Consider the following 19673-nt stretch of genomic DNA (forward strand, 5'->3'; position numbering starts at 1 on the left):
TCGCGCTGTGGCTACGTGCCCAGCGCGAGCGCCGAGGCGTCACCTACGCGGCGATGGCCAAACTGATCGGATACCGGTTCACCGCGACCATGCTCTCGCGCGGCGCCAGCGGGAAAGTCCCCTCCCGTAAACTCGTCGAAGCCTACGCACAAGCCTGCGACGCCGATCCCGCAGACGCGATCCGCCTGTGGAAAGCCGCCCGCCGCTCCGAGGAAGAACTCCGGCGTCGAGAGGAGACCACCACAGAGTTCCAGGACCTGGCCACCTCGGTGCGCTCCGCACTCACTCACCCGGAACTGATCGAGACCTTCGGTCAGTTACGCCGGGCGATGATCCAGGTCCGTGCCAGGGAGGGCCAGCCGTCTCTGGGCTACTTGCAATCCGAGGCCGGGCGGACCGCTGATGGCCGGCACTTCCGGCTCCCGAAGAGCAGTCTGAGCGCCGTTCTGCGGGGGGAAGCGGTCCCCTCCCGCGAGCACGTCACCGCGTTCATGGAAGCCCTCGGCGCTTCCCCCCGCAAAGTCAGACCGTGGGAACGAGCGTGGGACCGGATCGCGCAAACCCACGCCCGCCAGCCTCCGGCTGTCGTCGAGATCCGCGTCGCGGACGGCCGTGCCACCCCAACCCCCCGTCCTACTGATGACCGCAGCCGCGAACGGCCCCGACTACGACTACCTCCGTGACCAAGTGGTGAGCGACTACATGAACACCGACATGCCCCGCATCTGGAAGGGCCCGCAGCGCCCCTACCCGCCAGCAGGCCAGACTCGCTCCGGCCTGCCCATCCGGATCCCGCGACGCTACGAACGCCCAGCCCACCGCCTTCAGCCTCACAAAAAACCCAGCCCAACCAGCGCCACACCCGTCCTTGCCGCATTTGGCCGCCCACGCCCGGCCGCTTCCCAAGCCCTGGAGAAGACCCTTCAACTACGCCTGCTCCGTGACGCGTAGCCCGGGCGGTGCAGCCGTAAGCCCGGTGGCTTTATTCACCAGTAGTGGTTCTGGCTCAGGTTGTGTGGTCCGTGCACTGTGAGTAACGACTGAACTCCCTGGGGCGGCCAGGTAAGTTGCCTCAAAACGAGCAGTGGCATGCGTGGCTGGGCCGATAGTTCGTGGCTGTGAATGAGATCTTGTTCCGGCTGGAGGAGCTGTTGTTCCCGTCGATCGCGGATGTCGCGGTGCTGTCGGTAGACGTGAACATCGCGATAGTGCGTGTTGATGTGCGGTGCACCGCAGCTGGTGCCTCGTGTCCGGGTTGTGGGGCATGGTCAGCCAAGGTGCACGGCTCCTACCTGCGATTTCCCGATGATGTTCCGGAAGATTTCAAGTCCAGTGAGACGGTCGTGACGCTATGAGGTTTGTGGTGCGGGTTCCCTGCGTTTGGCCGGGTCGTTGATCCAGGCCGTCTGGGGTATCTCGGGTGGTCTGGGGCGGCGGCCGAAGCGTTCGGGGTGGCGGGCGTATGCCTCGGCGAGGGTGACCGCGCGCTGGTCGCGGACTTCCTCGGCGGTCCCGAAGTGGACGGAGGCTGGTGTGTGCCAGCCGATACCCGAGTGCCGGTGCTCATGGTTGTAATACGCGATGAACGCGTCGAACCACTCGCGGGCGTGGGCCAGCGAATCGAACCGTTCAGGATAATCCGACATGTACTTCGTGGTCTTGAACTGGGCCTCGCTGTAAGGGTTGTCGTTGGAGACCTTCGGCCTCGAGTGCGACCGCGTCACGCCCAGATCGATCAGTAGTTGGGAGACCTTCTTCGACGTCATCGAGGTGCCGCGGTCCGCGTGCACGGTCTGGGGCACGATGCCGTTGCGGGCGATGGTCTCGCGGATCAGCTCCTCGGCCCGCACAGCTGATTCGGCTCGCTCGACGGTGTGGCCGACGATATACCGGCTGAAGATGTCGATGATCACGTAGGCGTGATACCAGACGCCCTTGGCCGGCCCGGCCGCCTTGGTGATGTCCCAGGTGAACACCTGCGAGGGCCCGGTGGCGACCAGCTCGGGCACCGCCTTGGCGGGATGGGTGGCCTGCCGTCGGCGCTCACCGGACTGATCCTGCTCGCGCAGGATCCGGTACATCGTCGAGACGGAGCAGTGATAGCGCCCGGCATCCAGCTCGCGGGCCCAGATCTGCGCGGGCGCCAGCTCGGCGTACTCGTCGCCGTTCATCAACTCGAGTACCGCAGAACGCTCTTCGGCCGTCAGGGCCGACGGCTGCATCTGTGGGGCACGTGTTCTGCGTGGTGGTGGGGGCCGGAGCCGACGGTAATGCGTGGCGCGGGAGCGGCCGGTCAGCCGACAGGCGGCCGTGATGCCCAGCTGAACCTCGACGCTGGTGAACGCCTCGTCCACGACAGGGTCGGCGGCAGGCTTCAGTCCGCGCTCTCGGAGATCATTTCCAAGAGCGCGGAAGCTTTTCCCATCACCTCGAGTGCGGCCTTGTTCCGTGCCAGGTCCCTCTGCAACCGCTCCACCTGCTGCCGCAGCTTTTCGTTCTCCACCTCCGCGGCGGACTTCTTCGCACGGGCCGGGCTGGTCCGGCGGTCGACCAGGTTTTCCAGGGCCCCGGCATCCCGGGCGGCCCGCCACTCCTTGACATGCGAGTGGTAGAGCCGTTCCCTGCGCAGGACCGCACCCTTCTCGTTCCTGGGCGCGGCGTCGTACTCGGCGACGATTCGCAGCTTGTACTCCGAGGTGAAAGTGCGGCGCTTCGGCCTCGGCGCCGGCTCGGACCCGACGGGCTCTGTACTGGGCATAAGGGACGGTTCTCCTGTCGTGCCCTCTCAGGCTAACCCCGCAGAACGGGATGTCTCACCCAAGGCTGACAGAGAGGGTTCCGAGCGCGGGACGAAGCGTGGTTCTCCAGTTGCGGGTCCGCCGGTTCACCTGCGGGAACGTTGAGTGCGGACGTCGCACGTTCGTCGAGCAGATACCCGGCCTGACCCGGAGAAACGGTCAGCGGACCGAGCGGCTCCGCTCGACCCTGGCCTCGATCGGTCTTGCCCTGGCCGGCCGGGCCGGTGCCCGGCTGGCTGCCATCGTGGGCGGGGCGGTCAGCCGCAGCACGGTCCTGCGGTTGGTCGACGCGCTTCCCGAGCCGGAGGTGCCCGCTCCGCGGGTGGTCGGCGTCGACGAGTACGCCACCCGCAAGGGCCGCCACTACGGGACCGTTCTTGTGGACGTCGAGACCCGCCGGCCCATCGACCTGTTGCCTGACCGGGAGTCGTCGACCCTGGCTGCGTGGCTGGCCCAGCGGCCCGGAATCGAGGTGGTCTGCCGGGACCGCGCGCCGTTCTTCGCCGAAGGCGCCGCCGTCGGCGCCCCGCAGGCCGTGCAGGTCGCAGACCGGTGGCACCTCTGGCACAACCTCAGTGAGGCAGCCGAGCGGAGCATCGCCCAGCACCGGCGATGCCTGCGTGTCCTGGTGCCCGAGACACCTGAAACGCCCGAGGCGGAGCCAGGACCTGTGCAGGAGTCCTCCGACTCGCCTTGGCCGACCGGCCACCGGTTCGCCGACCGAACCCGGACCGTTCACGCCACGGTCCACGCCCTGGTGGAGGCGGGGCACAGCCGCCGCGCGATCCAGCGGCAGCTCGGCATGACCAGCCGAACCGTCAAACGGTACGCGGACGCTGCCAGGCCAGAAGATCTTTTCACCGGTCAGTGGCAAGCACGGCGCTCGGTTCTCGACGAGTACAAGCCCTATCTCGACGACCGCTGGAACGAGGGCGGAACGAACGCCTGGAAGCTGTGGGAGGAGATCGTTCCGCTCGGCTACACGGGCAGCTACCAGCGGGTTCGCGCCTACCTCCGCCAGAAACGCACTTCACCAGGGCCGGTGACGGCCCGTGCGCCTTCGCCCCGGATCGTCGCCGGGTGGGTCCTCCGCCGACCGGAAAGCCTCTCCGAGACTGAACAACTCCGCTTGAAGCACGTCCGGGCCAACTGTCCCGAAATCGATGCACTCACCAGGCACGTCCGGTCCTTCGCGACCATGCTCACCGAGCGCCAGGGCGAGCTCCTGCCGGACTGGCTCACCGCCGTGAGACAAGACGATCTCCCCAGCCTCCACACCCTCGCCGCGGGCATCGGCCGCGACCGTGACGCCGTCATCGCCGGCCTGACCCTCCCCTGGAGCTCTGGTGTCGTCGAAGGCCATGTCAACCGGATCAAGATGCTCAAGCGCCAGATGTTCGGCCGTGCCGGCTTCCGTCTCCTCCGGAAGCGGGTTCTCCTCGCCCAGTAGTCGATGCGGACCAAGTACCTTCTCGGCACTAGGATCTGGACGTGGCGATCAAGTATGAGTGGCAAGGCGACTTCGACAACGCATCCCTCAACAGATTGCACGCCGACGGTTTCGGATCCCCGGTCGCTCAGACCGACTGGCAAGCACGGCTTGAGCGCCACAGCCTTGGCTGGGTCTGCGCGAGGGAAAATGGCGATCTGATCGGATTCGTCAACGTTGTCTGGGACGGCGGAGCACACGCCTTCATTCTGGACACGGTGGTCGCCCAGCATCTTCGGTCGATAGGGGTTGGCGCCGCGCTTGTCGCAGTCGCAGCCAAAGAAGCCCGTGCCGCGAAGTGCGAGTGGCTCCACGTCGACTTCGAGGAACATCTGCGCTCGTTCTATTTCGACGCCTGTGGCTTCCGGGAGACAGCAGCAGGGCTGATCGCCCTGTAACACCACGGCCCGACCCCCTCAGCCCCGGTGCACACCGCCCCACTCATTCCCAGCTGTCACTCACCGTGTCGGCACCGCTGAGTAGGCCCGGAGCGCGGTGCCGGGATTGCTCCCGGTCCGTTTCTCCGGACCTCTCGCCGAACCCGCCGTGCGCCTCTCAGCGCAACGGGCTCTCCACGGTCTCTGCCGTCAGACGGGGTTCGCAGGGTGCCATGGGTTGGGGATCCTGCTGGCCCGGTATCGGTAACGGCTGACCGTGACCGATGCGATCTGGAACAGTTCGGCCCCGTCCGCCGCGATCGGTAGCCACCGCCCGGTGGGGGTGGTGAACCGGCGGCGGACTTCGCCCCAACTCCAGTGGTGACGTTCCCGCAGCATGCGGATCAGACGCCACCACACGAAGGCGTCAAGCTTCGTGAAGACATGCTTGGCGACAGCGTGCTTGAAGTAGTTGGCCCAACCGCGCATGATCTGAGTGAGTCTGATCAGCACGGTGGCGAGATCCTGCTGCGATGTCCTGCCTGTCACAGCACGGACCTTCGCCTTCAAGGACCGGATGGGCCGGTCCGCGATGAAGGTGTAGACGTGCCATCTGTCCGTGCCTCCTTTGCGTTTCCACTGGATGCGGAAGCCCAGGAAGTCGAACCCATCACTCATGTGCGCGATCCGGGTCTTCGCCTGCGACAGGCGCAATCCCAGAGGTTCGAGCACGTCAGCGACTTCTTCGCGCAGTGCCGCAGTGTCGGCCTCGGTGCCGTGCACCAGGACGACGAAGTCGTCCGCGTAGCGGACGACCCGCCACGTCGGCCGACCCTTGCGGCGCCGGTGGGCGCGTTTACCTTCGGTGGCCATCGTCCCGCCCGGCTCCCACGTCTCGTGCAGGTGCTCATCGAGCGCCGACAGAGCAATGTTCGCCAGCAGCGGGGAGAGGATGCCGCCTTGCGGGGTGCCGGTCAACGTCTCCTTGTTCTCACCGAGTTCAGTAAGAATCCCGGCCTTGAGGAAGGCTTTGACCAGCGACAGGACACGCTTGTCCTTCACCCGATGACGCACTCGGTCCATCAGGGCCGTGTGGTTGATCGAGTCGAAGCACGCCTCGATGTCCGCATCCAGCACCCAGCGATATCCCCGGGTGCCGAAATAGTGGATCTCGGCGATGGCGTCCTGGGCCCGCCGTCGGGGCCGGAACCCGTAGGAGACCGGCTTGAAGTCGGCCTCGAAGATCGGTTCCAGCACCAGTTTCAGCGCTGCCTGAGCGACCCGGTCCGCGATCGTCGGAATCCCGAGTTTACGGACCTTTCCCGAGCCTCCCGGCTTGGGAATGCTGCGTTCCCGCACCGGCAGAGGACAGAACGCACCGCCCTTGACGGCGACCCGCAGGTCGTTCAGGAATCCGGGGACACCGATGGATTCCTCGACGTCGGTGGCGGTCAGGCCGTCGACGCCGGGAGTCCGGGCTCCCCGGTTGCCCGCGACCCGGTCGAACGCCACCAACAGCGTCGCCGGATCGTGCACGAAGTTGAACAGGTCATCGAACCGGCGGCCGGGATCGGCCACCGCCCAACGGTGAAGCTTGGCCTGCATCTCCAGTACCCGGGCCCGAGGGCCCGGGGCTCCGCCATTCGGCGGGGCATCTTCCGGCATTGCAGCGTCCTTCCCTTCTCGATACCGCTGCCGCCCTTCCCCATGCGGCCGGCTTTCCCGGCCTCGGAGTACTACGGCGGCTCCGCCCCGTCCCGGACCGATCGGCGGTCGATGCGCCCAGCCCCGGCAGCCTGCTGGAGACAGGTAGCGGGGCGAGGTTCGGGACGGTTCCCGTGTTCACTGTGGTTCGCTCGACGGAGTAGGAGCCCGACTGTGTCCCTGCGGCATCGCCACGAGTACGCCGCAGGCTTTCCTCGTGGCCTCCCGGCCAGCTTTCGTAAACCGACCCAGGAGTTGTCAGACCACCCGAAAGGATGACCCGAGTACGCACCGCTTCCGGCCCAGATCCACCAGGTTGGAGCCGGAGGCTCGTTAAGAGACGTAAAACGCCGGTTCCTCGCGTACTCCTCTCCATCACACTTGCCGGACCCGCCCCATCTGGCAGTACTGGTCACGTCCCGGCTTCGTCAGGGCCGCTCTCACCCTCCCCGGCATCACCCGGATCAGGCTGCCCTCAGCTTCAACCCAGCTGCTGCGACAGCGGGTTGGTGCAGGCCTTCCACCTCCACTCGAACCAACAGCGCCTCACGGCGCAAACAGAAGTTGAGCCAGAACCCGTTTTCATGAACAAAGCCAGCTGGCCGCGCGGTGGCGGACCGGTCCGCAGAGGCAGCCGCCTGGCTGCGCGAGCTGGTGGCCGGCGGCGAACTCGCCGCGGACGAGGTTCTCGACGAGGCGGTCGACTCCGCGGTGCTGACCGGTCTGCTGGCGCTGCAGGAGGCGCGCACCGCGACCGATCCGAGCACGGCGGCGGAACTCTGCCTGAACGCCGTCCCTCACATCGCGCTCGTCACCCTGGCCAGCACCCATGGCCGAGGCCAAGGCGACCAGGGCGGTGCCACGTCCGGGTGACAGCGCCCGCTGGTGGGGCGGTACAACCTGGCGAGCCACGGTTCACGTGAACGAGGAGAACGCCAAGGTCGACACCGACACCCGCAACAACATGATCAAGCATTATGACGACGGCCAGAGACAGATGTACGCCATGTTGCGCGGGATGGCGACGAAACGCGGGCTCACGGACTAGGAGCTGGACGCGAGCCCCGGCGAGTACGAGGACCAACTCCAGACGCTCGCTGAACTTCTGAGTCGGCACTGTCAAGTTGAGTGAGTGGTCTCCCAAGGCCACGAAGTTAAGGACGCAGGGGAAACTGCAACTCGCCTGACAGCTGGGGACCTTGGGACGAGGTGGGAGCGATCAACTCCGCAGCGAGTGTGTAGCGCCCGCGTCCGAGGCGTTGCAGTATCCCTTCTTTGGTCCATTGTCCCAACTGGGCACAGAAGCTGCGGTAGTGGCTGATTTCTAGAGCGGCGGCGAGTTCGATGGTCCGCCAGGACCGGTCTGGCTCGGTGCGCAGGAGCTGGAGGGCCCGGTCCCAGCGGCTCGTCCCGGAGCGGGCGTTCATGGTCTCTGGCAGCCGCGGGGAGGGTCGTGAGGCGGCACGGGCAAGGACGTCGACGGCGATGGACACGATGTTCTGGCTGCGTGCGGGGCGCTTTTCGTTCTGTTCGACGGGGTAGCGCGAGACAGGGCACTTCACTTTCCGGGCGCTGAGGCGGGCGCGGCGAGGCGGCAGGAGGTTGTTCAGGATGGCTTTACCGATGGCTTCGGCCCGAGGGGTGGCGGTGGCCGGGATGATGCCGCTCGCGGTGATGACCTGGTCGCGGGTGGCCTGGAGGGCCACGGTGAAGCCAGCGCGGTCGGGGTCGGTCCCCGGTGCGGACTCCACGGCATCGACCATGGCGCGGCGCAACGTCTGGTAGAGGGCGAGCTGGGCCCAGAGTTCTTGCTCCAGGCCGAAGGGGTCGGCCGATCGCAGGACTCGGCCGGCGAACAGTGTGTGGCGCAGGGCCAGGAAGGATGACTCGACCTCCCAGCGTTCGTGGTACAGGTGCACGAGGCGCGCGGCCGGGTCGGCCCGGTGGTCCAGCAAGGTGGTGGCGAGCCGGTAACGGTCGCGGATGCGGTGCCCGTCGCCGCACATGACGGTCACGTCTGCGTCGATGATGCGGAAGGTCCGGCCGTCGATGCGAGTGAGGAAAGAGCCGTCGGGCAGCGCGGCCCAGATGGCGGATCAGCATCTGGGCTCCGGTGTCGCCCACCGCGGTGAGGAAGCCGCTGCCGTCGAAGGCCCGGTCGGCGAGCAGTAGCATGCTCGGGTTCAACAGCGGCAGCAACCGACGGGCGTAGATCGTCTCTCCGGTGTTGGTCGGGCCGAACACCGCACCGAGCAGTCCGCGGGTGCCCGTCTCGCACAGGGCCATCAGCCGCAGGTGTGGATAGCCCTCCAGGCCGCCACGGGTACGCCGGATCTTGCCCAGAAGAGCGCGGATACGGGGCTGGTCAGGGGCTTCAATGGAGCTGCAGCCGTCGAAAGCGACCGTCCGCCATCGCCGATAGCACACCCCCGGCGTCGCGGGCTGAGCCAGGGGCCCGGCCATGACCTCGAACAGTGCCTTCAACGGAGCGGGCCCCAGCCGTCGGCGTAGATCGCGCAGGGCCTTCTCCGACGGGGCCGGTAGTGGTAGTCCGTGCAGGCCAGCGACCAGCTTGTCCCACACCCGCGCGTACCCGAGACCGGGAAACAGCCCCAAGGCCAGCACGAAGTACACACCCACCCGGGACGGCAGCTGTCGCAGCCGGTGCTGCACGGCTCGCGTCTGTTCCAGCACGTCATCGACGAGCTCGAAGGGTAGGTACTGGGTCAGCTCGCCCAGGTGGCCAGGAGCGAAGACACCATCCGCAACCGTGATGGTACGGGTGAGCGTCGTGGTGGCAGACTGGTCGGACAACGGGACCTCTCGCGGCAGGAAGACTTTGGTCGGTCTCCCGCTTCTACCAGAGGTCCCGTTCTCGCATCCCCAAGGTCCCCAACCGTCAGGCGAGTTGCAGTTTCCCCCACGCCCTTAACTTCGTGGCCTTGAGTGGTCTCCGGGCCGGAATGGTAGCCGGGTTTGTTGATCGTTCGGGAGTAGCTGGTGGCGGAGGGCGCCGGGGAAGGGCCGTCGTACAAGGGGTTCCGGTTTCCGGCGGAGGTCATCTCCCACGCAGTATGGCTGTACCACCGCTTCCCGCTCTCCTTCCGCGAAGTCGAGGAGCTGCTCCTGGCACGCGCGATCACCGTCTCCCATGAGGCGATCCGCCGGTGGTGCGACCGGTTCGGCCCCCGCTACGCGGCCGCCCTGCGCCGCCGCACCCGCACGACCGCCTCATGCACGACCAGAAAGACGCCCCGCCCACCAGGATCTTCGCGGTCCCTCTTTACAACGGAGGCTCCCCAAGACCATCCCCCGCCGACCGCCACCGGGACAGAGCATCACGAGCAGAACAAGTGTCGGGGTGTTCGTTGCCAAGCAACCGCTCGCGATCGGCGAGCACGCGCTCTTCGATTTCGATGGCGTCGTTGGTGCGCCCGGCCTGCCGGTAGGAGGCGGCGAGGTTGGCGCGGGCGCTCAGGGTGTCGGGGTGTTCGTTGCCGAGGAGTCGCTCGCATTGGGCGAGGACGGGCTCTTCGATTTCGATGGCGTCGTTGGTGCGCCCGGCCTGCCGGTAGGAGGCGGCGAGGTTGGCGCGGGCGCTCAGGGTGTGGGGGTGTTCGTTGCCGAGGAGTCGCTCGCATTGGGCGAGGACGGGCTCTTCGATTTCGATGGCGTCGTTGGTGCGCCCGGCCTGCCGGTAGGAGGCGGCGAGGCTGGCGCGGGCGGCCAGGGTGTCGAGGTGTTCGTTGCCGAGGAGTCGCTCGTACTCGGCGAGGACGTGTTCGAGCAGGTTGATGGCGTCGTTGGTGCGCCCGGCCTGCCGGTAGGAGGCGGCGAGGCTGGCGCGGGCGGCCAGGGTGTGGGGGTGTTCGTTGCCGAGGAGTCGCTCGTACTCGGCGAGGACGTGCTCTTCGATTTCGATGGCGTCGTTGGTGCGCCCGGCCTGCCAGTAGGAGGCGGCGAGGCTGGCGCGGGCGGCCAGGGTGTCGGGGTGTTCGTCGCCCAGCAGCCGCTCGCAGTCGGCGACCATGTGTTCCCAGTACGTCGAGGAGGCGCTGTGCAGGTGAGCATTGAGGAGGCTTGCTCCCGTGCGGTAGAGCACGGGGTGGGCGTCGGGCGTCCATAAGGACTCTCCGGCATGGGTGGTGAGGGAATCCGTGTTGGCGCGTAGCGTGCTGGCCAGTTCGCGCTGGGTGTGGTCGGGGTCTGGCCATATTTCGACGAGGGTGTCGGCGGCGGTGACGGCGGTCGTCGGCTGCTGGTCCTGAGGAGTGGTCTCGCGCACGGCGCGTGCGGTGAGCGCGTGGATACGCACCGCTCGGGGGTTGTCGGCGGAGTCGTACGTGATCAGTCCGTACCGGTCGAGGAGCCGCAGCGCTGCGGCTGCCTCGTCACCCGTGACGGTCCGCACCGCGCTCCTGCGCCGTCGGCGCAGGCCGAGGTTCCGCCGAGCCGGGACGGCGGCGCGCTGTTGCTGGATGAGGTAGGTGAGGAAGGCGTTGGTGGTCCATAGGGCGGCGGGTTGTCCGGCGGGGTCGAGGTAGGCGGTGATGCGGAGGGCGGTGCGGGCCAGGGGTCCGTGGGGGTCCTGGTCGGTGGCGTCGAGGGCGAGGAGCAGGGTGGTGGTGACCTGCCGGCCGTAGCGTTCGGCGTCGGCCCAGTGGGGCAGGAGTTTGTCCAGGTGCGTGGCGCGGTCGGTGAACTGTTCCAGGTAGGTGCTGCAGGAGGTGTTCTCGCGAAGCATGTAGGCGGCGGCGTGTCCCAGTGCCAGCGGCAGGTGTCCGAGTGCCTCGGCGAGGGCCGGGGCTCGGTGGTCGGCCAGGTGGGCTTTGTGGTCGTGGGTGAGGCGGGTGGTGAGGTAGTCGGTTGCTTCGGTTGGGGTGTAGACGTCGACGTCGATGCGGGTCCGGCCGCCGCCGGTCAGGCGCGGGTCTTTGAGGCGGGTGGTGGCAAGGGTCCAGCCGGTGCCGCGCTGGCTGTCTGGCCACCAGGGCTCGATCGCATCCGGGTTGGTGATGTCGTCCAGGATGACCAGCCATCGTCGGTCGGTGGCCGCCAGCCAGCTGAGGAAGGCTCGTGCGTCCGTTTCCAGGTCCGTGCCGGTATGGCCGGGCGCCTGCACGAGCGCAGCGGCCTGCGCATAGACGGTCAGAACCTGTTGGATATCGGTTGCCGGCGTCCACACCACCAGATCGGCGCCGTCCGTGACCGCTTCACGGGCGTAGGCGGCGGCCAGCTGCGACTTGCCCACCCCGCCGCCGCCCGACATCACCTGCACAGACGCACGCGTACCGGACCGCGACCGCTCACCGTGCGGGGTGTCACTCGCCAGCACGACGCTCCGGCCGTGCCCGCGGGCCTCGTCGACCGCCTGACGCAGTACCTCGCGCGGCTGGAACGCGGACGCCAGCACCGGCACCGTCCCCACCACCACCGGCCACCCCACCGGCACGCCGGCCTCTGCCACGTACTGCTTGTCCACATACGTGACCCGGCTGTTGTCACCCAGCGCGGAACCGGTGATCCCCCCGCCCGCCGCGACCCCACCTGCCCCAGCGGACACTCTGCGCGCCGCCCCCGCCCCTGGGGGAGTCGCACCGTCTCCAGACTTACGCCCGCGACGGGCCCGAGGGAAAAGGCTCACCGCTCGCTTCCCTCACCCAGGGCACTGTCGGTGATGTCGCCACCAGCCGCGACCCCGTCCCGCCCGGCACGCACATCATCCCCATCCCGCCGCGAGGAGCCCATCCTCGGCGGGGTGCGGGGACCGGTCACCTTCGAGTCCTTTCCGAGAGCGGAGCCCGTGATGTCACCACCGGCCACGACCGCACCACGACCACCACGCACACGGCGCCCGCTCGCGGATCCACCGCCGCGGAACAGCGCGACCACCGACACCAGCAACGCCACCAGCGCCACCATCGAACCCACCACGCTCGCAGCCTGACCAGCCGTGTCCAGATCAGCCAGAACCGCCACCAAAACCAGCCCCACCGTTCCCAGGAACGCCACCACCGCCGTCACCCACACCCACACCCGCGCCACCCCCGCCGAAGCCACAAAGCTCACCGACCTTCCCGCAACAGACCACATGAACAAAGCAGTTCAAATCTCAAGAGCCGAGAATCCAATGTGCCGTCAGCTCTACTGAGACCGTAGCGGCCCAGCGCTCCCTCGCCCCAGCCAAACAGGAAAGCCCACCCCCGCCGACGCATCCGTGCCAGCTGCCGTCCTCCCGCCGATGGCGCTGCGGCTACCAGCTCATCCCGAGGGCATCCAGGTCCGCACTCACTCCTGTGCGCCGTTCCATCCTGCGGAAATCTGTGCTTTGCCCCGAGCCGGGCGGTGCGGCCTCTTGTGAGGTCGTATTGCCGATACCGTGCGGTGTCTACGGCGTCAAATAGCGGGCGCCGAAAAATGGAGGCAGCACCCTATGCTGATTGCTCAGCGTCCCGCGTTGACCGAAGAGGTTGTCGATGCGTTCCGCTCCCGGTTCGTGATCGAGCCGCTGGAGCCGGGCTTCGGCTACACCCTCGGCAACTCTCTCCGCCGTACGCTCCTCTCCTCGATCCCCGGCGCTGCTGTCACCAGCATCCGGATCGACGGTGTCCTGCACGAGTTCACCACCGTGCCGGGCGTCAAGGAGGACGTCACCGACCTCATCCTCAACATCAAGCAGCTGGTCGTCTCCTCGGAGCACGACGAGCCGGTCGTGATGTACCTGCGCAAGCAGGGCCCCGGCCTGGTCACCGCTGCTGACATCGCCCCGCCGGCCGGTGTCGAGGTCCACAACCCGGACCTGGTCCTGGCCACGCTGAACGGCAAGGGCCAGCTGGAGATGGAGCTGACCGTCGAGCGCGGTCGCGGCTACGTCTCCGCCGTCCAGAACAAGCAGGCGGGCCAGGAGATCGGCCGTATCCCGGTCGACTCCATCTACTCGCCGGTGCTCAAGGTCACGTACAAGGTCGAGGCGACCCGCGTCGAGCAGCGCACCGACTTCGACAAGCTGATCGTCGACGTCGAGACCAAGCAGGCCATGCGTCCCCGTGACGCCATGGCTTCGGCCGGTAAGACCCTGGTCGAGCTGTTCGGTCTTGCCCGCGAACTCAACATCGACGCCGAAGGCATCGACATGGGCCCGTCCCCGACGGACGCCGCCCTCGCCTCTGACCTCGCGCTGCCGATCGAGGAGCTGGAGCTCACGGTCCGTTCGTACAACTGCCTCAAGCGCGAGGGCATCCACTCCGTGGGTGAGCTCGTGGGCCGCTCGGAGGCCGACCTGCTCGACATCCGTAACTTCGGTGCGAAGTCGATCGACGAGGTCAAGGCGAAGCTGGCCGGCATGGGCCTGACTTTCAAGGACAGCCCGCCCGGATTCGACCCGACGGCCGCGGCGGACGCGTTCGGCGCTGGCGACGACGCCGACGCCGGGTTCGTCGAGACCGAACAGTATTGACAGGGCGATTCACGAGGTTCGGCGCTGGCGCCCGTCCGCGCCGGATGCGCGCCACCGCTTGGGCGTCCGCCCCTTCCCCGCTGGGGCCTTCACGGCCAGGCAACCAACGACCCCGGTCCGTGCAACGCCGCTCCGCTCCTCAGTACCGGAGTGCCTGGTTGAGTTCGTCGATGGTGGTGGCCCGCAGTTCTGGCGTGTACGCGTTGGTCACCTCGTCCGGGGTGACGCCGAGACCGCGGGCGAGCTGCCCGGTCTGCGCGGGAGTGAGCCCGTTGGTTAGTGCGATCGACGCCCACACGAGGAAGAAGCGGCGCCGCGGGACGGTGACACCGTCCAGCTCGTCGACCGCGTCGAGGTCCCAGTTCATCAGCCGGGCGTGGTGAAGCAGCCACCGGTAGAACTCACTGTCTCCCGCACTGATCCGCATGAATTTCTCCCTGGTCGCCGTGGTGCCCTCAGGCCGCGACTCCGCGGCCGCGGGCATGTGTTCAGCCTGCATGGCACGCTCGTGGCCGCGGGCGCGGCTTACGGATGTTTCCTGTTTCGTATTTAGGGCTCGTAAAGAATCAACACGTTGCTTCACGGTCTCCCTGTCGTTGGTGTGGTATGCGCATACCGAGTGAGGTTCGTGACCAACTTGCCCTGAGATTCGGAGTGTTGTTCCCTCATCTGAATGAGCGGCAGCAGCGGCTGGCGCTGGCCGCCGAGGCCCGGCTGCTGGGGCACGGTGGGGTCCGGGCCGTCGCGCGTGCCGCAGGGGTGAGCGAGACGACGGTGCGGAAGGGTGTCTTCGAGTTGGAGGGCGGTGAGGACCCACTGCCCGATGGCCGGGTCCGCCGGGACGGCGGCGGTCGCAAGAGCGCCGAGAAGCTTGACCGGCTGCTCGTTCCGGCGTTGCTGGCGCTGGTCGAGCCGGATGAGCGGGGGGATCCGATGTCGCCGCTGCGGTGGACGACCAAGTCGCTGCGGTCTCTGGCCGGGGAGCTGACGCGGCAGGGCCATACCGCGTCGGCGCCGACCGTGGGCAGGCTGCTGCGGGAGAACGGTTTCAGTCTGCAGGCCAATGCCAAGACCCTTGAGGGCGCTCAGCACCCCGACCGGGACGCGCAGTTCCGGTACATCAACGACCAGGTCAAGGACCATCAGGCGGAGGGCGAGCCGGTGGTCAGTGTGGACACGAAAAAGAAGGAAGTCGTCGGGGATTTCAAGAATGCGGGACGTCAATGGCGGCCGGCCGGTGAACCCGTGCGGGTTGACGTCCATGACTTCCCCAGCGATGCACTGGGCAAGGCCCTGCCTTATGGCATCTACGATCTGGCGGCGGACACCGGCTGGGTGAATGTCGGTACGGATCACGACACCGCAGCCTTCGCGGTCGAATCGATCCGCCGTTGGTGGAACGGGCAAGGACGCCTCGACTACCCGCAGGCCAGACGTCTGTTGATCACTGCCGATGCCGGCGGCTCCAACGGCTACCGCACCCGGGCCTTCAAGACCGAGTTGGCCGCGTTCGCCGCCCGGACCGGCCTGGCCGTCACGGTCTGCCACATGCCGCCGGGCACATCGAAGTGGAACAAGGTGGAGCATCGGCTGTTCTCCGCGATCACCATGAACTGGCGCGGCAGAGCGCTGAACAGCCACGAGGTCGTCGTGCAGTCCATCGCCGCGACCACCACCCGCACCGGTCTCACCGTCCACGCCGAACTCGACACCGGCACCTATCCCACCGGTGTGAAGGTCAGCGACACCGAGCTGAACGCGGCGCCGGTCACCGGACATGCCTTCCACGGCGAATGGAACTACACCGTGCACCCCCACCCCGCCAGCCCGGCAGACCCCACCAGGCCGACGCCCGGGCCGGCGGCGGTCTTCGACCGCGGTGCCCTGTCACATCCCGCGCTGACCGGCATGACCTGCACCGCACTGGCCGAGCTGACCGAGACCCTGACCCCTGGCTGGCAGGCGCTGCAGAAACAGGACCCGGCCACCCGACGCGACGGCGGCACCCGGCGCCGGGCCCCGGGCGGCGGCCGCAAAGCCAAACTCGACCTGGCCGACCGGGTCCTGGCCACCGTGCTGCAACAAAACCTCGCTCTGCCGCCTACCGTGCTGGCCCACCTCTTCGCCGTCAGCAAGGACACCATCCGCCACACCACCAGCGAGATCCGACGACTGATGGACCAGCACGCGCACACACCCCAGCCCCCAGCAGCACACCTCAGCACCCTGGCAGGACTCCTCGTCCACGCCACCGCACACGGCGCGACCCTCACGACAGAGACCAAACCAACGTGTTGATTCTTTACGAGCCCTTAGCCGCAGCCCAGGCAATGAACGGAGTATGCCCCTGGCATACTCCGTTCGCTGGAAGTTGGTAGCTGTGCAGTGCCCGCGTGCGTAGCATCGGCGGTGTCGTCGTGAGACGCAGGAACGGGGCCGTCCCCTGAAGGAACGGCCCCGCGGAGCGGTCGCCGGGCTACAGCGGGAGCCGACTGAGTAAGTCGAGCAGCAACTCGACTGCACTCAGGTAGAAGCTCCACGCGGCGTAGTCCGGCGCATCGTCCCACTTCATGATCTGCCTCCTCGACAAGGCCGGGAGAGGCACTTCCTCCCTCCAGCCAGCTGGTCCGGAGGGAAACCCGCGAAGAGGGACACCGCGCGATCGCACTCTAAGCGCCGGGGCACGGCCACCCTCCGCCATGAACGAAAGTGCACGCTCGGTGCCCCTTCCTGACCGAGTACGAAACCGCCGCGATGGCAGGACCGGAGCGCCGGGAGCACGCTGGAGTCATGACCAGCGCGCCGATCACCGTGCACCAGCCCGCCGGCACGGGCGGCCGACGCGTCACCGTGCACACCCACGGCCGTGCCCTTGGCGCAGGCCCCCAGGCTCCCGCGCCCAGCATTCGCGCCGCCCAGGCCGACCTGCTCGATGTTCTTCCCGGAGAGCGTCTGTCCGACCTCGATGAACTGCGAGCCCGAGGCGTGCTCGGTTCTCGCCCGGCGGCGCCCCGTCCCCGCGGCGGACCTTCGGAACCGGTGGCCGCACCGCCGAGGAACAGCCCTGCCATCCCGCCTGACACTCCCTCAGCGATGGTGCGGCACCTGAGTGCTGCCGCGCCCGCGAAACGCCCGGTGGGCGGCACTCCACCCCCTCCATTGGCTGACGCGCCGAACGGGCTGATGACTCGTTCCGCCTGTCGTGAGGAGCGGGGAGCGGGGAGCTGCCAGCCCGAGTGCGAAGGAGCCCTGACGGCTCGTGTAGGCCGTCAGGGCTTCGTGTCGTTTGCCGCCGGGGTGAGGCTGGCTGGGGTGAGGGGGTCAGGGTTGCGGTCGCAGGACCTTCCAGAAGGCGACGTCGGCGTTGGCGCGGTTGGAGTAGGCGCTGGTGTCCACGTCGTACCGGGCGCCGGTCGCGGTGCTGACGTCGTTGGTGTCCAGGAAACCGCCCCTGTTGTGGTAGGTGCTCCACAGCTGGACGGTGTCGTTGAAGCGGACGAGGCCGTCCAGGGGCGCGGAGGTGGTGTCGAAGATCTGCCAGCGGCTGCTGTTCTCGTCGCGGTCCTTGCCCCAGGCGGTAGTGACGTCGTAGATGCCACCAGAGCTCTGCTGGCCAGCACTGGCTGCGCCGTTGACGTCCAGGTAGCCGCCGTTACCGTCCCAGAGATTGCGCAGGTAGACGATGTCGCCACTCCTCACCGGGGAGCCGGCGGCCTGGCAGGAACCGGAGACGATCTCCCAGGTACCGGTGCCCGGCGCGCGCGTGGCGGTGGGGGCCGTGGAAACTGCCAGCTTGGCCCCTGGCGCGCTGGAAGTGCCATTGGTGTCGAGGTAGCCCCCGTCGCCCTGATAGAGGTTCTGCAGGTGCAGCCGGTCGCCGTAACGCAACTCGTTCGCCATCACTGGTTCCTCTCTTCGGTGGATCCGCGCTGAGCCGGTTCCCGCTCTGGACAGCAGGCGGGGCCCGACACTTCGGATGGTGTCGGCGGCGGCGACGACGCGCCCGGGCAATACATGCAAAGCACACCTTCAGATGAATTGAACTGATAGCGCGCGTACTGGGCGAACAGTCTTTTCAGGACAAAGGTGCGAGCGGGTGCATCCTCTTGCCGACCGCGTGCGGACACGAAAGAAGTGGCGGATACGGCCCGCCCTGCGCCCTTCGGTGTATGTGGAACTGGTCAGCCAGAGGTCTGGGACCGGGGTCCCGTGTGGGATAGCGCGAGTTCATAGGCCCAACCAGCTCGCCAACTGCGGTGCATAGCACCGCAAACAAGGCACTACGCGTTAACGGCGGCAATCAAATCTTCCGGTACGCCGGGGACCAGGGGGCTTCGAACCCGCGGGTGAACGTCTCCGGCAGCCTCAAGCGCATCGCGGTGGGCTCCCGGACGAACGTGTGGGGCGTCGATCCCGCCAGCATGTGCTGGGAGTGGTGTGGGCTGGGGTGTTGCGGGTTGGTTGAGAACCAGTCGGGAACGGGCTGGTCGGGGTGGTGGGTGGTCTGGCCTGGGAGTGTCTCATCTGTGACCTGCTGTGGTCGGGGCCTGGGTCGTGCCGTGGGCGGCCGCCCCGTCGCTGTCGTGATCGTTTTTCATCTCAAATTCGTCCTTCTTCCTGCTCGGATTCAAGGGATTCTTTATGGGATTCCCGCAGGGTGGATTCTGAGTACGTTTCAGGGCCCGAGAGAGGGTTTCTCTCGGGCCCTTCGGGTGTTGATTGCGGGTCAGTTTTTGATGGTGGGTGAGTGGTGATTCTATGGGGTTGTCGGGATTGGTGCGCACGGCCCTGGGCTGTCGGTGCGGCGCATCCTGAAGGGTATGGGTGAGAACGACGAGGTCCAGGGCGGTGTCGCCGGACCGGTGTCGGCGCCGGCGGTGTTCGTCGTGGGGAGAAGTTGGACCGTGGCCGGTGGCCGGTGGCCGGTGGCCGGTGGCCGGTGGGCAGGCCGGTGCCCCGGTCCGGCTGGTGGGCCGGGCCGGGGCACCGGTGGGGGTGTGTCAGGTTCCGAGGTATTCGAGGAGCCAGCTGATAGGCACGTCGTCTGCGGAGTCTCCGCCGTCCTTCTTCATGCGGCCGATGACGACTTTCTGGGTGCCGGCGGGGAGCCGTTCGCCGAGGCGGTTGCCGTTGTCGGGGACGGTCCGGGGCTGGACACCGCCCCAGGTGCTGCCGGTGTAGATGCTCACGCCGAGTTTGGTGTCCGCCCAGGCGCAGCCGAAGCTGAGCCAGCAGTCGCCCCACGGGCCGGCGTTGGGCGGCGGCACGGTCAGGATGATGGTGTGCTTGTAGTGGATGAGACCGCCGGTCTCGGTGAACGCGAAACCGTGCGGGATCTCACCGAGTTGAAAGTTGTTGGCCACAGATACTCCTTGCTCAGCAGGGGTGCGGCACATCACACGGTATGAGCAGGACCGATCTCTTGATCTCCTGCCGGAGACAAACCCCCGGTTCGAGCGGACCTGAAGTACGCCCGGCGGCTTCCACCGCGCCCGTACGCCTCTCCCCACCAGCCAGGTTCGGCACCCGCGGACCAGGGCCACCCATCTGACTGGCGGCGGCGTTGAGCACCAGGCCCAGCCAACGGATCCTGGTTCTCGCCACACCCGCGCCGGACCGTCGACGACCTCGCCTCCCACGCCCACGCGATCGGCGAGCTGCTGCTCGAAGCCACCCCCGCAGTACCTCGCCAACACTGCGGCCACCGGCATCCTCACCCCCGGTCCTGCGACGACATCGACCCCGAACCTGACCACGGCCTCGCCGCTACGCCCGTCTGAAACGTCCGGTGGGCGGCACCCGCATGGGGTGCCGCCCACCGGACGTTGGTGGCGCAGGTGTCAGTCGAC

At 67.5% G+C, this 19673-nt stretch carries 14 protein-coding genes and 4 pseudogenes; 9 read left to right on the forward strand and 9 right to left on the reverse strand.

The genetic code is table 11. The features are described 5' to 3' along the window. Nucleotides 1–53 precede the first annotated feature (53 nt). A complete protein-coding gene (locus OG978_RS40530; RefSeq protein ID WP_442817629.1) occupies nucleotides 54–683 on the forward strand; it encodes a hypothetical protein in 630 nt (209 codons plus the stop codon). A 435-nt stretch (nucleotides 684–1118) separates the two neighbouring features. Continuing rightward, nucleotides 1119–1316 (forward strand): annotated as a pseudogene (locus OG978_RS40535) (ISL3 family transposase); the annotation flags it as partial. A gap of 33 nt (nucleotides 1317–1349) precedes the next feature. Here the strand turns inward: OG978_RS40535 and OG978_RS40540 are convergent. Both OG978_RS40540 and OG978_RS40545 read right to left on the reverse strand, forming a co-directional pair. Next, a complete protein-coding gene (locus OG978_RS40540; RefSeq protein ID WP_326763270.1) occupies nucleotides 1350–2354 on the reverse strand; it encodes an IS3 family transposase in 1005 nt (334 codons plus the stop codon). Nucleotides 2355–2374: 20 nt separating this feature from the next. Next, nucleotides 2375–2758 carry a hypothetical protein gene (locus OG978_RS40545; RefSeq protein ID WP_266726502.1) on the reverse strand — a complete coding sequence of 128 codons (384 nt, stop codon included), beginning with the start codon at nucleotides 2756–2758 and terminating at the stop codon, nucleotides 2375–2377. 71 nt (nucleotides 2759–2829) lie between these two features. On the opposite strand from OG978_RS40545, the pseudogene OG978_RS40550 reads away from it, so the two are divergent. Then, nucleotides 2830–4248 (forward strand): annotated as a pseudogene (locus OG978_RS40550) (ISL3 family transposase); the annotation flags it as partial. Nucleotides 4249–4289: 41 nt separating this feature from the next. Beyond that, the gene (locus tag OG978_RS40555) at nucleotides 4290–4685 is read left to right on the forward strand and encodes a GNAT family N-acetyltransferase (RefSeq protein WP_326763268.1); all 396 of its coding nucleotides are present in this window, start codon (nucleotides 4290–4292) and stop codon (nucleotides 4683–4685) included. A gap of 189 nt (nucleotides 4686–4874) precedes the next feature. Here OG978_RS40555 and ltrA read toward each other — a convergent pair whose 3' ends face one another. Continuing rightward, nucleotides 4875–6329 carry a group II intron reverse transcriptase/maturase gene (gene ltrA, locus OG978_RS40560; protein WP_326763267.1) on the reverse strand — a complete coding sequence of 485 codons (1455 nt, stop codon included), beginning with the start codon at nucleotides 6327–6329 and terminating at the stop codon, nucleotides 4875–4877. A gap of 648 nt (nucleotides 6330–6977) precedes the next feature. Here ltrA and OG978_RS40565 point away from each other — a divergent pair. Both OG978_RS40565 and OG978_RS40570 read left to right on the forward strand, forming a co-directional pair. Beyond that, nucleotides 6978–7241 (forward strand): hypothetical protein, encoded by a 264-nt coding sequence (locus OG978_RS40565; RefSeq protein WP_326763266.1) that lies wholly within the window; start codon nucleotides 6978–6980, stop codon nucleotides 7239–7241. Between the two features lie 46 nt (nucleotides 7242–7287). Then, nucleotides 7288–7416 (forward strand): hypothetical protein, encoded by a 129-nt coding sequence (locus OG978_RS40570; protein ID WP_326763265.1) that lies wholly within the window; start codon nucleotides 7288–7290, stop codon nucleotides 7414–7416. 106 nt (nucleotides 7417–7522) lie between these two features. Here the strand turns inward: OG978_RS40570 and OG978_RS40575 are convergent. Beyond that, nucleotides 7523–9182 (reverse strand): annotated as a pseudogene (locus OG978_RS40575) (transposase domain-containing protein). Nucleotides 9183–9368: 186 nt separating this feature from the next. Here OG978_RS40575 and OG978_RS40580 point away from each other — a divergent pair. Continuing rightward, nucleotides 9369–9584 (forward strand): annotated as a pseudogene (locus tag OG978_RS40580) (IS6 family transposase); the annotation flags it as partial. Nucleotides 9585–9651: 67 nt separating this feature from the next. On the opposite strand, the gene fxsT reads toward OG978_RS40580, so the two are convergent. Both fxsT and OG978_RS40590 read right to left on the reverse strand, forming a co-directional pair. Continuing rightward, entirely contained in the window at nucleotides 9652–11931 is a 2280-nt protein-coding gene (gene fxsT, locus OG978_RS40585) for an FxSxx-COOH system tetratricopeptide repeat protein (protein WP_326763264.1), read from the reverse strand. A 77-nt stretch (nucleotides 11932–12008) separates the two neighbouring features. After that, the gene (locus OG978_RS40590; RefSeq protein ID WP_326763263.1) at nucleotides 12009–12437 is read right to left on the reverse strand and encodes a hypothetical protein; all 429 of its coding nucleotides are present in this window, start codon (nucleotides 12435–12437) and stop codon (nucleotides 12009–12011) included. Nucleotides 12438–12801: 364 nt separating this feature from the next. Here OG978_RS40590 and OG978_RS40595 point away from each other — a divergent pair, with 364 nt between their 5' ends. Then, a complete protein-coding gene (locus OG978_RS40595; protein ID WP_326763262.1) occupies nucleotides 12802–13824 on the forward strand; it encodes a DNA-directed RNA polymerase subunit alpha in 1023 nt (340 codons plus the stop codon). A gap of 139 nt (nucleotides 13825–13963) precedes the next feature. Here the strand turns inward: OG978_RS40595 and OG978_RS40600 are convergent, their stop codons facing one another. Further along, nucleotides 13964–14251 (reverse strand): hypothetical protein, encoded by a 288-nt coding sequence (locus tag OG978_RS40600; RefSeq protein ID WP_326763261.1) that lies wholly within the window; start codon nucleotides 14249–14251, stop codon nucleotides 13964–13966. 179 nt (nucleotides 14252–14430) lie between these two features. Here OG978_RS40600 and OG978_RS40605 point away from each other — a divergent pair, with 179 nt between their 5' ends. Next, nucleotides 14431–16122 carry an ISAzo13 family transposase gene (locus tag OG978_RS40605; RefSeq protein WP_326763666.1) on the forward strand — a complete coding sequence of 564 codons (1692 nt, stop codon included), beginning with the start codon at nucleotides 14431–14433 and terminating at the stop codon, nucleotides 16120–16122. A gap of 1023 nt (nucleotides 16123–17145) precedes the next feature. Here OG978_RS40605 and OG978_RS40610 read toward each other — a convergent pair. Then, on the reverse strand, nucleotides 17146–17724 hold the full coding sequence (locus tag OG978_RS40610; RefSeq protein ID WP_326763260.1) for a hypothetical protein: 579 nt from the start codon (nucleotides 17722–17724) through the stop codon (nucleotides 17146–17148). 1100 nt (nucleotides 17725–18824) lie between these two features. Then, on the reverse strand, nucleotides 18825–19187 hold the full coding sequence (locus OG978_RS40615; RefSeq protein ID WP_326763259.1) for a hypothetical protein: 363 nt from the start codon (nucleotides 19185–19187) through the stop codon (nucleotides 18825–18827). Between the last annotated feature and the right edge of the window lie 486 nt (nucleotides 19188–19673).

The organism is Streptomyces sp. NBC_01591 (assembly GCF_035918155.1).
In the GTDB taxonomy this organism is placed as follows: Bacteria; Actinomycetota; Actinomycetes; order Streptomycetales; family Streptomycetaceae; genus Streptomyces.

Coding starts and splice junctions, on each gene's coding strand:
- OG978_RS40605 (WP_326763666.1), top strand. CDS start 14,431: ATGCGCATACCGAGTGAGGTTCGTGACCAACTTGCCCTGAGATTCGGA.
- OG978_RS40600 (WP_326763261.1), bottom strand. CDS start 14,251: ATGCGGATCAGTGCGGGAGACAGTGAGTTCTACCGGTGGCTGCTTCAC.
- OG978_RS40595 (WP_326763262.1), top strand. CDS start 12,802: ATGCTGATTGCTCAGCGTCCCGCGTTGACCGAAGAGGTTGTCGATGCG.
- OG978_RS40530 (WP_442817629.1), top strand. CDS start 54: ATGGCCAAACTGATCGGATACCGGTTCACCGCGACCATGCTCTCGCGC.
- ltrA (WP_326763267.1), bottom strand. CDS start 6,329: ATGCCGGAAGATGCCCCGCCGAATGGCGGAGCCCCGGGCCCTCGGGCC.
- OG978_RS40545 (WP_266726502.1), bottom strand. CDS start 2,758: ATGCCCAGTACAGAGCCCGTCGGGTCCGAGCCGGCGCCGAGGCCGAAG.
- OG978_RS40610 (WP_326763260.1), bottom strand. CDS start 17,724: ATGGCGAACGAGTTGCGTTACGGCGACCGGCTGCACCTGCAGAACCTC.